Annotated in this window: 13 protein-coding genes; 7 read left to right on the top strand and 6 right to left on the bottom strand. The window is 30.1% G+C overall.

The features are described 5' to 3' along the window. Positions 1 to 5 precede the first annotated feature (5 nt). From MC378_RS08260 to miaB, 3 genes are read right to left on the bottom strand one after another with little or no spacing between them, the layout of a single operon-like run. A complete protein-coding gene (locus tag MC378_RS08260) occupies positions 6 to 1229 on the bottom strand; it encodes a sigma-54 interaction domain-containing protein (RefSeq protein WP_242178289.1) in 1224 nt (407 codons plus the stop codon). Positions 1230 to 1232: 3 nt separating this feature from the next. Beyond that, entirely contained in the window at positions 1233 to 1502 is a 270-nt protein-coding gene (locus MC378_RS08255; RefSeq protein ID WP_242178288.1) for a hypothetical protein, read from the bottom strand. 5 nt (positions 1503 to 1507) lie between these two features. Further along, entirely contained in the window at positions 1508 to 2962 is a 1455-nt protein-coding gene (miaB, locus tag MC378_RS08250; protein ID WP_242178287.1) for a tRNA (N6-isopentenyl adenosine(37)-C2)-methylthiotransferase MiaB, read from the bottom strand. A 201-nt stretch (positions 2963 to 3163) separates the two neighbouring features. Here miaB and topA point away from each other — a divergent pair, with 201 nt between their 5' ends. The 7 genes from topA to MC378_RS08215 all read left to right on the top strand — a co-directional run bounded on the left by topA (position 3164) and on the right by MC378_RS08215 (position 12596). After that, positions 3164 to 5662: a type I DNA topoisomerase gene (topA, locus tag MC378_RS08245; RefSeq protein WP_242178286.1), complete on the top strand. Its 2499-nt coding sequence runs from the start codon at positions 3164 to 3166 to the stop codon at positions 5660 to 5662. Between the two features lie 36 nt (positions 5663 to 5698). Beyond that, positions 5699 to 6859: a formimidoylglutamase gene (locus MC378_RS08240; protein WP_242178285.1), complete on the top strand. Its 1161-nt coding sequence runs from the start codon at positions 5699 to 5701 to the stop codon at positions 6857 to 6859. A gap of 104 nt (positions 6860 to 6963) precedes the next feature. Then, positions 6964 to 8337: a T9SS ring complex lipoprotein PorK/GldK gene (gene porK, locus MC378_RS08235; RefSeq protein ID WP_242178284.1), complete on the top strand. Its 1374-nt coding sequence runs from the start codon at positions 6964 to 6966 to the stop codon at positions 8335 to 8337. A 48-nt stretch (positions 8338 to 8385) separates the two neighbouring features. Further along, positions 8386 to 9024 (top strand): type IX secretion system motor protein PorL/GldL, encoded by a 639-nt coding sequence (gene porL / locus MC378_RS08230; protein WP_242178283.1) that lies wholly within the window; start codon positions 8386 to 8388, stop codon positions 9022 to 9024. 47 nt (positions 9025 to 9071) lie between these two features. Beyond that, a complete protein-coding gene (gene porM / locus MC378_RS08225) occupies positions 9072 to 10604 on the top strand; it encodes a type IX secretion system motor protein PorM/GldM (protein ID WP_242178282.1) in 1533 nt (510 codons plus the stop codon). A gap of 16 nt (positions 10605 to 10620) precedes the next feature. Next, complete coding sequence (gene porN, locus MC378_RS08220) at positions 10621 to 11475, top strand: type IX secretion system ring subunit PorN/GldN (RefSeq protein ID WP_242178281.1); 855 nt, start codon at positions 10621 to 10623, stop codon at positions 11473 to 11475. 77 nt (positions 11476 to 11552) lie between these two features. After that, a complete protein-coding gene (locus MC378_RS08215) occupies positions 11553 to 12596 on the top strand; it encodes an NAD(P)/FAD-dependent oxidoreductase (RefSeq protein ID WP_242178280.1) in 1044 nt (347 codons plus the stop codon). Positions 12597 to 13053: 457 nt separating this feature from the next. Here the strand turns inward: MC378_RS08215 and MC378_RS08210 are convergent, their stop codons facing one another. The 3 genes from MC378_RS08210 to MC378_RS08200 are packed head-to-tail and all read right to left on the bottom strand — an operon-like array spanning position 13054 to position 15592. Continuing rightward, positions 13054 to 13242, bottom strand: coding sequence for a response regulator transcription factor (locus MC378_RS08210; protein ID WP_242178279.1), 189 nt, complete (start codon positions 13240 to 13242; stop codon positions 13054 to 13056). 11 nt (positions 13243 to 13253) lie between these two features. Further along, positions 13254 to 13682, bottom strand: coding sequence for a response regulator (locus MC378_RS08205; protein ID WP_242178278.1), 429 nt, complete (start codon positions 13680 to 13682; stop codon positions 13254 to 13256). Next, entirely contained in the window at positions 13679 to 15592 is a 1914-nt protein-coding gene (locus MC378_RS08200) for a tetratricopeptide repeat-containing sensor histidine kinase (RefSeq protein ID WP_242178277.1), read from the bottom strand. The genes MC378_RS08205 and MC378_RS08200 overlap by 4 nt, the downstream gene beginning before the upstream one ends. Positions 15593 to 15613 lie beyond the last annotated feature (21 nt).

Below are 15613 nucleotides of genomic sequence, written 5' to 3'. Positions count from 1 at the left end.
GAAATTTATAAATCGTATTGTTTAATTTTTCTGTACAATGTGCGTTCGGAAATTCCTAGTTCTTTAGCAGCTAATTTACGTTTATTGTTATTTTTTTCTAAAGATTTTCTAATCATCTCAATCTCTTTGTCTTGTAAAGATAAAGATTCGTCTTCTTCAATGGTCTCAATAAAATCATAATCTTTTTCTGTAGATGAATTTTGTGGAATGTTTAAAACTTCAACATTTGTGTTTTGTGTATTTTTATCACCGTAAATTTTTTCTATTAGTTGATGGTTTTCTTCTTGTACTTCTTCTACATTTCCACTTTTTAATAAGTCTAAAGTTAATTTCTTTAAGTCATTAATGTCATTACGCATATCAAATAGTATTTTATACATAATGTCACGTTCTGATGAAAAATCGTTTTCTTTTTTACCGCCAATTATAGCAGGAAAATTACTTTTATTACTTGGTAAATACTGTTGTAATTTTAAACCTGTAATAATTCTGCTTTCTTCAATTACAGAAATTTGTTCTGCTAGATTTTTTAACTGACGAATATTTCCTGGAAATCTGTAATTTAGTAAAATATTTATAGCATCTTCATCCAATCGAATAGAAGGCATTCTGTATTTTTGAGCAAAATCGGAAGCAAATTTTCTAAATAATAAATGAATATCTTCATTGCGTTCTCGTAATGCTGGGAGGTTAATTTCTACTGTACTTAATCTGTAATATAGATCTTCTCTAAAGCGTTCTTTTTGAATTGCAGATTGCATGTTAACATTGGTAGCGGCAACAATTCTAACGTCTGTTTTCTGAACCTTAGAAGAACCTACTTTTAAAAATTCTCCATTTTCTAAAACACGTAATAAACGTACTTGAGTTGTTAGGGGTAATTCTCCTACTTCATCTAAAAAAATTGTACCACCATCAGCCACTTCAAAATAACCCTTTCTGTCTTGAGTAGCTCCTGTAAAAGAACCTTTTTCATGACCAAATAATTCGCTATCGATGGTTCCTTCTGGAATTGCACCACAATTTACAGCAATATATTTTGCATGTTTTCTATGTGATAAAGAATGTATGATTTTAGGGATGTTTTCTTTACCTACACCGCTTTCTCCTGTAACTAAAACAGAAATGTCTGTAGGGGCAACTCTTATGGCTTTTTCTAAAGCTCTATTAAGTTGGGTATCATTACCAATAATACCAAAACGTTGTTTTATTGCTTGTAAACTTTCCATTTGTTAGTTTTTGTAATAATATTGAATTGCATAATTATAAGAGAAATCACTTTGGTAGCCTAAGGTTGGAAAACCATTGGATTGAAAGTTCTTGATACCATAAGAATAGTTATGCGAAGTTCCTTGAGAATCTCTATACATAGAATTAGTAAATTCTGAACTAAAAACTCCATCAGCGTCTAAATCGTCAGGATCAAAACTTGGAGCATCGTTTTTAGTACAGCCTAAGCCAATTGTTAAAAGTATTAAAAAGGTTAATTTAAAGGCTTTCATGTCCTTTAATTATTATCCGAATATCCAACAGCAGTTCCTCTTAAGGTTGCAGATGTGCAATCTTCTACTTTTACGTTTACAAAATCACCTAATTTATAATGTTCTTTTGCAAAAACAATTACCGTGTTTTGTGTGTTTCTTCCTTTCCATTCGTTTGGATTTTTCTTAGAAGTTCCTTCAATTAAAACTTCTTCAACCTTTCCTAAATGTTGTTGTGTTCTATATAGAGCATGTTCTTGCTGTAAATCAATAACTTCTTGTAAGCGGCGTTTTTTAACAGCAGCAGGTACATCATCTTCCATTTTTTTACCGGCCAAAGTTCCGGGTCTTTCAGAATAAGCAAACATAAAACCGAAATCGTATTTTACATATTCCATTAGTTCTAAAGTATCTTTATGATCTTGTTCTGTTTCTCCACAAAAACCAACTATTATATCTTGTGATAAAGACATTTCTGGAACAATTTTATAGATATTGTCTACTAATTGCATGTATTCTTCTCGTGTGTGTTGTCTGTTCATGGCTTTTAACATTGCGTTGCTTCCACTTTGTACAGGTAAATGAATGTATTTGCAAATGTTTTTATGCTTTGCCATTACATGAATTACGTCTAAGCTCATGTCTTGAGGATTAGATGTTGAAAAGCGAAAACGTGTTTTTGGAAATTGAGTAGCACACATGTCTAGTAATTGTGCAAAATCTACAGCTGTTGCTTGTGCCATTTCTGAAGCTTTTTTAAAATCTTTTTTCAAACCGCCACCAAACCATAAAAAACTATCTACATTTTGTCCAAGAAGTGTAATTTCTTTGAAGCCTTTATCAATCATAGATTGAATTTCTTCTAAAATGCTTTTTGGGTCACGACTTCTTTCTCTTCCGCGTGTAAAAGGGACCACACAAAAAGTACACATATTATCACAACCGCGTGTAATAGAAACAAATGCAGAAACTCCGTTAGAATTTAAACGAACTGGAGAAACATCGCCATAGGTTTCATCTTTAGATAAAATTACATTAACAGCGTCTCTACCTTCGCTAACTTCTCCTAATAAATTAGGTAAATCTCTATAGGCATCTGGGCCAACAACTAAATCAACAATTTTCTCTTCTTCTAAAAATTTTTCTTTCAGACGTTCTGCCATACATCCTAAGACACCAACTTTCATTTTAGGATTTACTTTTTTTACAGCATTATATTTTTGCAAACGTTTCCTTACAGTTGTTTCTGCTTTTTCTCTAATAGAGCATGTGTTTACTAAAACTAAATCTGCTTCTTCTAAGATTTGAGTGGTATTATAACCTTCTTTATCTAGAATAGCAGCAACAATTTCACTATCATTCATATTCATTTGACAGCCGTAACTTTCAATAAATAATTTCTTTGAATTTTCTGCTTTATTTTCTGTAACAAGAGCCTTACCCTGTATCTTGTCGTCTATAATTTTTTCTATAAGTTCCATTATCAATCTATATTTTTGATAGAGGGCAAATATACAACAAAAACTAAATTATGTGACAAATTGGCAGAAAAAATAATATTGTTTTTCTGTTAAATATGGGGTGAAATTGCCATAAAAAATTTTTTATAAAAAAAAACTACATACTTTTGCATTCCAAAAACACGTACTTACGTTGCGTTAATTATGACAAAAGATAGATAAATGGCAAAAAATTTAGTAATTGTAGAGTCACCAGCAAAAGCAAAAACTATAGAGAAATTTCTCGGAAAAGATTTTCAAGTAGAATCTAGTTATGGTCATATTGCAGACCTGCCTTCTAAAGAATTAGGGATTGATGTTGAAGGAGATTTTAGCCCAAAGTATATTGTTTCAGACGATAAGAAACCGGTAGTAAAAAAGTTAAAAACTTTAGCAAAAAAAGCAGATACTGTTTGGTTAGCAAGTGATGAGGATCGTGAAGGAGAGGCTATTGCATGGCATTTAAAAGAACAATTAGGTTTAAAAGAAGAGAATACAAAACGTATTGTTTTTCATGAAATTACAAAGAAAGCGATATTAAAAGCTGTTGAAAACCCTAGAGATATAGACTATAATATGGTAAACGCACAACAAGCGCGTAGAGTTTTAGATAGGCTTGTTGGATATGAATTATCTCCTGTTTTATGGAGAAAGGTTAAAGGAGGTTTATCTGCAGGAAGAGTACAATCTGTTGCGGTGAGATTAATTGTAGAAAGAGAAAGAAGTATTCAAGAATTTAAAGCAGAAACACATTATAAGGTAATTGCAGAATTTTCTAATAATGAAGGAAAAACATTTAAAGCTACAATTCCTAAGAATTTTGATTCTAAAAAAGCTGCAGAAAATTTTTTAAAATCATGTTCTAGTGCAGATTTTTCGATAGCTGATTTAACTAAAAAGCCAGCAAAGAAATCTCCAGCGGCTCCATTTACAACATCAACATTACAGCAAGAAGCTTCAAGAAAATTAGGTTTTCCTGTTGCAAAAACAATGCAAGTTGCACAACGTTTGTATGAAGCAGGTTTGATAACTTATATGAGAACTGATAGTTTAAATCTTTCTGTAGATGCAAGAGATGCTGCTGAAGAAGAAATTACTAATTATTACGGAGCAGAATATAGTAAACAGCGTGTTTTTAAAACAAAGGCAAAAGGTGCTCAAGAAGCACATGAAGCAATTCGCCCTACCAATATGAAAATGCATTCTATTGATACAGAATATGATCAAAATAGATTGTATGATTTAATTTGGAAAAGAACTTTGGCTTCTCAAATGAGTGACGCTCAATTAGAACGTACAAATGTGAAAATAGAGAACTCTGAAAATTCTAAGATTTTTACTGCAAATGGTGAAATGATTAAGTTTGATGGGTTTTTAAAAGTATACTTAGAAGGTAATGATAATGAAGAAGAAGAGCAAGCAGGCATGTTACCTAATTTAAAAGTAAATGATAAATTAGATTATAATTTTATCAACGCTACACAACGTTTTACAAGTCCTCCATATCGATTTACAGAAGCTTCTTTGGTAAAACAATTAGAAGAATTAGGTATTGGGCGTCCATCAACTTATGCTCCAACAATTTCCACTGTACAAAGAAGAGGTTATGTCGAAAAAGGACAAAATGAAGGAGTAGAAAGAGAGTATGAGCAAATTATTTTATCAAACGGAGTTGTAAAAGCTCAAGTTTTAACCGAAAAAACGGGTTCTGATAAAAACAAATTAGTTCCTACGGATATAGGAAATATTGTAAATGACTTTTTAGTTGCTAATTTTTCGAACATTTTAGATTTTGGTTTTACGGCTAAAGTTGAAAATTCTTTTGATGATATTTCTGAAGGAGATGAAGATTGGATAGAGATGATAAAAGGATTCTATAACAACTTTCATAAAACCGTTGAAGATGTTAAAGAAAATGCAGAAAGAGAGAGTGGAGAGCGTGTTTTAGGGAAGCATCCAGAGTCTGGGAAAACTGTTTTGGTGCGTTTGGGTAAATTTGGACCTATTGCACAAATTGGTGCGCCAGAAGATGAAGAAAAACAGTTTGCAAGTTTAAATAAAGATCAGAATTTAGGCACAATTACAATGGAAGAAGCCTTAGAGTTGTTTCTGCTTCCTAAAACCTTAGGAACTTTTCAAGGTGAAGAAGTAATTGTTTCTAATGGACGTTTTGGACCTTATATTAGATTCGGAACAATGTTTGTTTCTCTTGATAAAGGAGAAAACCCTATGGAAGTAGATTTACCAAGAGCAGAAGAGTTAATTGTAGCAAAACAAAAAGCAGATGCACCAATTTATCATTATGAAGAATTACCTGTGCAAAAAGGTGTTGGGCGTTTTGGTCCTTTTATAAAATGGAATTCGATGTTTATCAACGTAAATAAAAAATATGATTTTGATAACCTTTCTGATGAAGATATAGTAGAGCTAATTGAAACAAAAAAACAAAAAGAAATAGACAAGGTTATTCACAACTGGGAAGATGTTGGTATTCGAGTAGAGAAAGCACGTTGGGGAAGGTTTAATGTATTAAAAGGTAAAATTAAAATAGAGTTGCCAAAAACTACAGAAATAGAGAAACTTTCTAAGAATGAAGCAGTTAAAATGATAGAGGCTAAAACTCCAAAGAAAAAAGCAACAAAGAAAAAAACTACGGCTAAAAAAACTGCAAAAAAGAAGTAGGGATTTCCTATATTGCATTCGTAATAAAAAAGATTGATGAACCAAGACTTTTTAACCCCAGTAAAAGAATCGGTTGTAACACATTTAGTGTCGCAATCATCCTTATGTCTAGGGAAAAAAGTAAAGATTCATACTCTTAAAGAAGGTTTTCCTGATTTAGAAAATGTACAAATTGCTATTTTAGGAGTACAAGAAGATAGAAATTCTCAAGATAACTTTGGTTGTGGAGAGAATTTACATTTTATTAGAAAAAAACTTTACGATTTATTTCCAGGAAATTGGAATACTCAAATAGCCGATTTAGGAAATGTTTTAAAAGGAAACACAGTTACAGATACTTATTTTGCAGTTTCAGAAATTATTTCAGATTTACTAAAGAAAAACATTATACCTATTATTATAGGTGGAGGGCAGGATATTACTTATGTAAATTATAGAGCCTATGATTCTTTAGAACAAACGGTAAATATTGCGGCTGTAGATAGTCGTTTTGACTTAGGTAATTTAGAAGATGAACTGTCATCTCAATCTTATTTAAGTAAAATAATCATGCAAGAGCCCAATAACTTATTTAATTATAGTAATATTGGCTATCAAACTTATTTTAATTCGCAAGAAGAAATAGCTTTGTTAGATAATCTATTTTTTGATGCTTATCGATTAGGAAAATCAAAAGAACTAGAGAATATTGAGCCAGCATTTAGAAATGCAGATATTGTTTCAATAGATATTGGTTCAGTAAGACAAAGCGAGGCTCCTGCTAATAATAATGCATCACCAAATGGTTTTTATGGTGAAGAAATTTGCGCAATTTCTAGATATGCTGGTTTAAGTGATAAAGTATCCTCATTTGGTATTTATGAGTACAATTATAAACACGATGTAAATCACCAAACAGCACATTTAATAGCACAAATGATTTGGTATTTTATTGAAGGAGTGAATTTTAGAGTAAAAGATTATCCGTTTTCAGGAAAAGAAAATTATCAGAAATTCACAGTATTATTAGATGATGATGATCCTTTAACCTTTTATAAAAGTAATAAATCGGGTAGATGGTGGATGGAGATAAAAATTTTATCAGATAATAAATACAAAAGACATGCGTTAATACCATGTACACATCAAGATTATGTAGATGCAACAAAACAAATTATCCCAGAAAAGTGGTTTAAAGCCATGAGAAAACTGGTATAATTAAATAAAGAAAAAAAAGATTACGTTAAAAATCAATCTAAGATTGTTTTTTAAGAAAAAAAATAATAGGTTTACGGACTTTTTTAGTAAAGACAAGATAAAATATGAAGAAAGCAGCAATATTTGCACTTTTAATAGCAGTTGTTTACAGTTGTGGTTCAAACGACAGAGGAGAACTAGTAGGAGTAAAGGTTAAGAAGAAATGGTTCTCAGAAAAACCATTTGGTATGGCGTTAATTCCTGGGGGTTCTTTTACCATGGGAAAACAAGATCAAGATATTATTGGTACCATGAACGCACCAACAAAAACAGTTACAGTTAGACCATACTATATGGACGAAACTGAAATCACAAACAATGAATATAAAGAATTCGTTTTTTGGGTAAGAGATTCTATCGTAAGAACAAGATTAGCTTACCAACAAGAATTTGTAGCTATGGGAGCAACACCAGATGCTAATGGAACTGGCTTGTCTGGAGGTATTCATGATTATGCATTTGCTGTAGCTGATACTACAGATTCTAATGCGTATCAAAAATATATGTATGAAAACTACTACAGTCTTGGTTTGGGAATAGATTCAATTAAGCCCTTAAACTGGGAAACAGAACTTGTTTGGAAGAAAGAAGAATATCCAGATACAGATTATGTAGAAGTTATGGACTCTCTTTACATTAGTAGAGAAGAAGCTGTAGATGGTATTAGAACATTCAATCCGAAGTTTTTAAAGTACAGATATTCTTGGTTTGATAGAGATAATGCTGCAAGAAAAGGAGGGGATAGAAAAGATTTTGTAAGAACAGAAGTATTAAATGTTTATCCAGATACAACGGTTTGGGTAAAAGATTTTAATTATTCTTACAACGACCCAATGCACCAAGATTATTTTTATCACCAATCATATGGAGATTACCCTGTTGTAGGTGTAACCTGGAATCAAGCAAATGCTTTTTGTAATTGGAGAACTAAAAAGAAAAACGATTATTTAAGAGGTAAAAAGAATGCAACCACTGTTCCTGATTTTAGATTACCAACAGAAGCAGAATGGGAATATGCCGCTCGTGGTGGATTAGAGTTTGCAACCTACCCTTGGGGTACTGGAGGAACGACAAGTGATAGAGGTTGTTTCTTAGCAAATTTTAAACCAGTAAGAGGTAATTATTCTGTTGATGGCGCTTTATATACTATGGAAGCAAAATCATTTAATGCAAATGATTACGGCCTGTATAATATGGCTGGAAATGTTTCTGAATGGACCAACACAGCATACAATTTGTCTTCTTATTATATGGCTTCAACAATGAATCCAAACGTAGAAGATAGAAAAAACAAAAGAAAAATAGTTAGAGGAGGATCTTGGAAAGATGTAGCTTACTTTTTAGAAGTAAGTTCTAGAGATTACGAATATGCAGATACAGCAAGAAGTTATATTGGCTTTAGAACTGTGCAAAACTATATCGGAACAACAAACAAATAAATAATTCAAATAACTAATCAATAACAACCCCCTTTTAGAAAAAAAATTATGGCACAATCAAGATCGTACAAAAAAACAATGAATTTCATATATGGAATGGGAGCAGCAGTAGTAATTGTTGGAGCTCTATTTAAAATCCAACATATGTCTTTAGGTCCAATTACAGGTGGAATGATGTTAACAATAGGTTTATTGGTAGAAGCAGCAGTTTTTGCAGTTTCTGCATTTGATACTCCTGAAGATGATTTTGATTGGTCAAAAGTATACCCAGAATTAGGAGAAGATGGTTTTACTGCAGAAAAAGAAGAAGCAGGAGCTCAAGGCTTACTATCTCAAAAATTAGATACTTTATTACAAGAAGCGAATATAGACGCTAAGTTAATGACAAGCTTAGGGAATAGCATGAAAAATTTTCAAGGTGCTGCAGAAGGTTTGTCTGCTGCTTCAGAATCTATTTCTTCTACAAACAAATACAATGAACAAATGTCTATGGCTGCAGTACAAATGGAGTCTTTAAACAACTTATATAAAGTACAAGTAGAAAATTCTAGCAAACAAGCAGAATTAAATGGAGCTATTGTTGAAAACACAGAAAGATTAAAAGAACAAATGGAATCTTTAGCAAAAAACTTATCTTCTTTAAATGGAGTTTACGGAGGTATGTTATCTGCAATGACTAGCAAATAATAATTAGTTTAACCAATAATAATTACAAAACTTAAAAACTAATTAGAATGGCAGGAGGAAAAATGTCCGCAAGACAAAAGATGATAAACCTAATGTATCTTGTATTTATTGCAATGTTAGCAATGAATATGAGTAAAGAAGTGCTTTCAGCATTTGGGTTTATGAACGAAAAGTTGACAGAGAATAATGTGTCAACCACTAAAAAAAATAACGATGCTTATGCTAATTTAGCAACAAAAGCATCTGAACAAGCTGCAAAGTTTGAAAACTTAAATAAGCAAGCAATACAGATTAAAAACCTTTCTTCTAACTTTTATAGTTATTTAGAAGAATTAAAAGGAAAAATGACTGCTGATATTGAAGATAAAAAAGACTATGAAGCTATGGATAAAACAGCTTTTTTAGACGAACACTTTTTTAAAGGAGATGGTTTTACAACAGAAGGTCAAGAGTTCTTAGATAAAATTAATAGCTACAGAACAGAGGTAACAAATGTTTTAGGTACAGACAGTCAGTTTACACCAATATTAGCTAAAAGATTTTCTACAGAAGATGTAACTGATAGTGATGGAATTGTAGTAAAATGGTTAGATTATAGATATAAAGGTTTTCCTTTAGTAGCATCTTTAACGAGCTTAACTCAAATGCAGGCTGATATTAAAAATACAGAAGCAGATATTGTAAGTTCTTTATTAGGTGGTCAATTAGAAGATGCTTTAAAATTAAAGAATTATAAAGGAATCGTAGCCTTAGATAAAAATGCATATTTTGCTGGTGAAAAAGTTACTGGTAAAATTGTACTTGGTCGTTATGATGCAACAATGATTCCTGATAATGTTGTCTTAAATGGTAAAGATTACGAGAATATTCAATCAGGTCAAGTAATTATAGATATGCCAGCAGGGAATGTTGGTAATCATGATATAAAAGGGAAAATTGCATTTACTCAAAATGGTGAAGTTGTAGAAGTTCCTTTTGAAAGCTCTTATTCTGTAATACCAGAACCAAGTAATGCGGTAGTTTCTGCAGATAAAATGAATGTGGTTTATAGAGGTTTAGACAACCCTATTTCTGTTTCATTACCAGGTGTAGGAGACAATAACTTAAAAGTTTCTGCTTCGGGAGGAAAATTAAGTGGAAGTAGAGGTAAATATAGCATGAGACCAGGAGCAGCAAATACAGTTGTTGTAAATGTAAGTGCAAAACTAAGTAGTGGAAAAACAGTCAATTCTAAAAAAGAGTTTAGAGTTAAAGATATTCCAGCTGCAATGGGAAGTGTTCGTAATCAATATGGAACAGTTAGAATGCCAAAATCTGGTTTGTCTAATGCACCAATTAGTGCTGGTTTACCAGACTTTATGTTCGATTTAAAATTACAAGTAAATAGTTTTAAAATAAAAGTACCAGGTCAATTAACAATAATTGTAAATGGATCTAAATTAAATGCAGCTGCAAAACAAAAATTATCAAAAGCTAAAAGAGGTGATATCATTAATATTTATGACATAAAAGCGTCTATTATTGGTAACTCATATAAGCTTAAAAAAGTATTGCCTGTTAATATTGAATTAACAAATTAGAATTAAAAAATAGAATATGGTTAGAAATTGTTTAATAATATTTTTCGCACTTATGATTACAGGTTCAATGGATGCACAAGCAAACCTATTGAATTCAAAAACTGTAGATCAAATTGGTAAGAAAAACGAGCAACAATTGGCTGCAGATAATGACGGCCCAATTCCTTATGGTTATGTAGATGATAGAGACGTTTTATGGTCTAAAGTTGTTTGGGAATTTGTTGATTTAAATCAGAAAATAAATCTACCATATTATTTTCCAATTGATACAGCTAATATTTCTACTGATAGAAGGTCTTTGTTTGACACGCTTTTAAAAGGAATTAAACAAGGTAAAATTAAAGAAGCATATACCGACTCTTTCTTTACGTCTAAAATTACTCAAGATGAGATTGAAACGCGTTTGGTTAATGTTCGTAATGAAAATGGTTATTCAGATACATTTAGAATTCAAACTGAAGATGTAGAAGGATATATGATAAAAGGTATGTGGTATTTTGACAAACGTCAAGGTGAAATGAAATACAGATTGTTAGCATTAGCTCCTATGGGGAAAGATGTACAAACATTGGGTGTAGAAAACATTGAAGACGATAATTTATATGAATTGTTCTGGGTTTTCTTTCCATCTGCAAGAAATGTTTTACACGATGCTAAAGTTTTTAATCCAAAAAATGCCTCTCAACCAATCTCTTTTGATCATTTGTTAAATGCTAGAAGATTTAGCGGAACAATTGTTAGAGAAGAAAATATCTATGGTAACAGAGCTATTGAAGATTATGTTAGAGGAAATTCTTTATTTCAACTGTTAGAAGCAGATAAGATTAAAGAAAACATAAGAAACAGAGAAATGGATATGTGGAATTATTAAAATTCTATTTTATTAAATTATTAAAAAGCGTTCCATTTTGGAACGCTTTTTTGTTTTAAAAAAAGTATTTTTATCAAGTGAAAGTAGATTATATAATTGTAGGTTTAGGATTGGCAGGTTTAGCCTTTGTAGAAGAATTAATTGCTGCAAAAAAAACGTTTGTAGTATTTGAAGATGATTCTCAAACATCATCTTTAGTTGCTGGTGGTGTGTATAATCCTGTTATTTTAAAAAGGTTTACCCCTGTATGGAAAGCAAAAGAACAACTAGAATTAGCACTTCCTTTTTATAAAAAAATAGAAGAAAGATTAAAAATAAATATAGATGAAAAGTTCATTACTAAAAAAGTTTTTAAGTCTATAGAGGATCAAAATAATTGGTTTGCTGCGATTGATAAACCAAAACTTATAGATTATTTAGACCCTAAGTTAGATACCAAAACGTATAAAGGTGTTTTAGGCGATTTTAGTTTTGGAAATGTAAATCACACTGGTCGAATTGATACTAAAAAATTAGTAGAGTCTTATCGTGAATTCTTGAATAATGAAAGAAATATTAGATTCGAGAAATTTATGTATCAAGAAATAGAATTTAAAGAAGGTAGTATCAAGTATAAAGATACAGAAGCAAATAAAATTGTTTTTTGTGAGGGTTTTGGGATTAAACAAAATCCATTTTTTAATTATTTACCTTTAAATGAAGCTAAAGGAGAATTATTGACTATACATGCACCAGAATTAAATATTGATTTCTTATTAAAATCAACACTTTTTATACTTCCTTTAGGAAACAATTATTATAAAGTAGGTGCAACTTTTAATTGGACAGATAAAACTTCTAATCCTTCTGAAGAAGGAAAACAAGAACTTGTAGAGAAGTTAGCAAAAACAATTAACGTTCCTTATGCAATCATAGATCAAACAGCAGGAATAAGGCCTACAGTTACAGGGAGAAGACCTTTGGTAGGGGTTCATCCAATCTATAAAGAATTAGTAGTTTTAAATGGACTAGGAACTCGTGGTGTTATGATAGCACCTACAGTAGCTAAAAATTTATTTAATCATTTAGAGAAAGGAGAATGTCTAGATGTAGAAACTGATATTAGTAGATTTAAACATTAATTATAAGAAGAATTTCTTCGTTTTTCATCATTCTTTTTTAAATAATAATAAAGTCGATTTTTACTATTTGCTCTTTTTATATGGAGGTAATGTTCTCTCTTTTTATTAAGTTTATTATATATAAATTTTAGTTGTAGCATTGATTTGTAGAAAAATAATAAGAAAAGCAACCTAATTTATAAAAAAAAAGATTGCCTTTCAAAGGGGGAAAAATAAGTATTTGTTTTTTTAGTCTTTTTTATTCAAGTGAACTGTGTTGCAAACTAGATAAAAAGTTGTTAACTAATTCAGAATAGTTTTTTTCTTCCTCTTTCTCTTCTCTTATTATTTCATTTTGTATTTTATTTTTCTTGAAAAACATTAGAATTGATTTTATCATTAGTTAATAAGGTTAAAAATATTCTATCCAAAGAAACTACATTTATTTATATCTGCTGTAGGTATTAATACCCATTAGTTAATTGAAAAGATGTTTGTTTTTATGTACCCATATTACTAAGGCATTTGTTTGATGATCTAGATTTAGTTTAATAATAACTTTACTTCTGTGTTTTTCTACAGTTCTTGGAGATATAAAAAGCAAATGCCCAATTTCTTTATTTGTTTTGTGCTGAGAAATCAACTTTAAAATTCTTCTTTCAGTCATGGTAAGTTCTTTTAAAATATCTGTTGATTCGTTTGTAAAGCCGATATACTCTTTACTTGTTCACTAAAATAAGGAGTTCCGTGTATTACAGACTGAAGACATGTTTCAATTTCATCGAGAGCAAATTCTTTAAGTAAGTAACCATAAATATTAAGCTTTTTAGATTTTAAATAAAAATCCATTTCTTTATGAAGTGTTATCAGAATAATTTTAGTTTTTAAATCGTTTTTTTTGCATTCTCTTGCAATCTCAATGCCTGTTAAATTGGGCATTTCTACATCTAAAATAGCAATGTCGGGTTTTCGTTTTAGAATAAAATTGAGAGCAGACTGTCCATCCACTGCTTCTCCAATTACATTCATTTTTTTTTCTATAAGTAAATTTTTTAATCCTTTTATAAGTAAAGGATGATCATCTGCTATAAATATTGTTGGTTTCATTTTAGAGGTAATAAGATGTTAAGGGTAGTTCCTTCATTTTTAATAGAATGTATTTTTAAAGTTCCGTTTAAAAATTTAACACGTTCATTGATTGTTTTAAGTCCAAAGCTTTTAATGTTATGATACTTTTCATCAAAATCAAAACCAATTCCATTATCTATGATTAAAATAGAGATATGATTTTTTGATAGATCAATGTTTACTCTTGCCGATTTTGCTTTTGCATGCTTAATAATGTTAGAAAGAGATTCTTGAATAATTCTATAAATATTGACTTCTTTTTCTGGGCTAAGAATGCTATCTATATTTTCTATGTTTCCAAAAATATAAGTATCACAATTATTGTCTAGTTGATGCAATAAGTTATGAAGTGCGCTAGTTAATCCTACACTTTCTAATTGAAAGGGATGCAAACTTTTAGAAATACGTCTTATTTCTTCAATAGAATTACAAATAAGTTCTTCTGTTTCTTTATCATTTAGCGCTGCAATTCTATTTTTAATAATCAAGAGACTTTGTCCAAGGCCATCGTGTAAATCTTTTGAAATCCGTTTTCTTTCATCTTCTTGTGATAGTAATAGTTTATGCGAAAAATCTTCTTGAATTTTTTTCTGTTTTTTTAAATGAAGTTTATTCCAGTATAAATAAAAAATTAAAAAAGAAAGAAAACTGGCAGAACTTATAATAATCAATAGTTCTTTTTTAGCTTGATTTTTTTTTGCTAAAATTTCAATTGAACTTTTTTGTTGGTTAATTTTTTTTTCTTTCTGCTCAACGTTAAGTAATGTTTGATAATAGTTTAAAGCACTTATTTTGCTAATGTTAGAGATTGAGTCTTTTGTCTTGATATATGACTTAAAATAATACAGTGCATTTTTAGTATCATCTTTTCTATAATAAATTTCATAAATTAATTTATAGAGTTCTTCTGTTGAAGATAAATCAGGGTGTTTTTTTAAGTGAGCTATTGTTGTTTTTGCTAAGTCTAAAGCTTTGTTAAATGCTTTTGTTTTAAAAAAGTAGGTGCTTTTAGTTTTTTGATATTTATGTAAACTAAAATTGTTATGTAACATTGAAGCATAACCTTTCTTAGCTAAATCAAGAAATTCTTTAGCTTTATGTAAACTATCTTCTTCAAGATAATACTCAGCAATTGCAGATTGATAATATGGGAGAAAACCATCATCATCATTTCTAGATTGTTTTACTTTTAATGCTTTAAAAATATATTCTTTGTATTTTTCTTTTTCGTTAATAGTTTTATAGTTGATGGCTAAGTTGTAATAATTTGATGCTAGTCCAATACTATAATTGTTCGCTTCTTTTTCATCTATAATGATTAAAAGTTCTTCTATAGCTTTCTCATTAAGTCCTATTTTAGAATAAACTTTTGTGATGGTTGTTTTTGCAAAATATTCATACTTTAGATCTCCTAAGTTTTTATAATAGGCTATTGCCAAAGTACAATCATCAATTGATTTTAAAAAACTTCCAATATTATTATAAGATTGTCCTCTAAAGTAAATTGCGTCAGCCTTATGTAAAGAGTCTTTCTTTTTAGTTCTATAATTTTCAATTGCAAGTGTGTAATTCTTAATAGCTTCTTCAAAGTCGTTTTTTCTGTAACTTTTATCAGCATTCTTTTTGTAAATTTCCGCTAAAAGAGAAGTGTTGGTGGCGTCGTCTTTATGCTGCTTAACTTTATTGAGTTTTTCAGGTGTTTGTTGATTTTGATTGAAACAAATTATAGGCAGCGTACGTAAAAAAGTGTTTTTATCTTTTTTAAATTCAGTATTAGAATACTTAACAGTGGAGCTATTTAATTTAAAGGATGTTAATACACTTATGCTTAGTGCGTTACTAAAATGGTCTATAGTTTTAAGAAAAAAAGGTTCATTATTTTTAGACAAAACACATTGGCTAAAAAAAAG

Origin of the sequence: Polaribacter marinus (assembly GCF_022662535.1) — a bacterium.
Taxonomy (GTDB): domain Bacteria; phylum Bacteroidota; class Bacteroidia; order Flavobacteriales; family Flavobacteriaceae; genus Polaribacter; species Polaribacter marinus.
The sequence above is the reverse complement of the archived record's forward strand: the minus strand, read 5'-3'. Positions and strand labels throughout refer to the sequence as shown.

Bases quoted from the DNA above. Each gene is read 5' to 3' on its own strand.
- MC378_RS08240 (WP_242178285.1), top strand. From the start codon at position 5,699: ATGAACCAAGACTTTTTAACCCCAGTAAAAGAATCGGTTGTAACACAT.
- porN (WP_242178281.1), top strand. From the start codon at position 10,621: ATGGTTAGAAATTGTTTAATAATATTTTTCGCACTTATGATTACAGGT.
- miaB (WP_242178287.1), bottom strand. From the start codon at position 2,962: ATGGAACTTATAGAAAAAATTATAGACGACAAGATACAGGGTAAGGCT.
- porK (WP_242178284.1), top strand. From the start codon at position 6,964: ATGAAGAAAGCAGCAATATTTGCACTTTTAATAGCAGTTGTTTACAGT.
- porM (WP_242178282.1), top strand. From the start codon at position 9,072: ATGGCAGGAGGAAAAATGTCCGCAAGACAAAAGATGATAAACCTAATG.
- MC378_RS08210 (WP_242178279.1), bottom strand. From the start codon at position 13,242: ATGACTGAAAGAAGAATTTTAAAGTTGATTTCTCAGCACAAAACAAAT.
- MC378_RS08205 (WP_242178278.1), bottom strand. From the start codon at position 13,682: ATGAAACCAACAATATTTATAGCAGATGATCATCCTTTACTTATAAAA.
- MC378_RS08255 (WP_242178288.1), bottom strand. From the start codon at position 1,502: ATGAAAGCCTTTAAATTAACCTTTTTAATACTTTTAACAATTGGCTTA.
- MC378_RS08260 (WP_242178289.1), bottom strand. From the start codon at position 1,229: ATGGAAAGTTTACAAGCAATAAAACAACGTTTTGGTATTATTGGTAAT.
- topA (WP_242178286.1), top strand. From the start codon at position 3,164: ATGGCAAAAAATTTAGTAATTGTAGAGTCACCAGCAAAAGCAAAAACT.
- porL (WP_242178283.1), top strand. From the start codon at position 8,386: ATGGCACAATCAAGATCGTACAAAAAAACAATGAATTTCATATATGGA.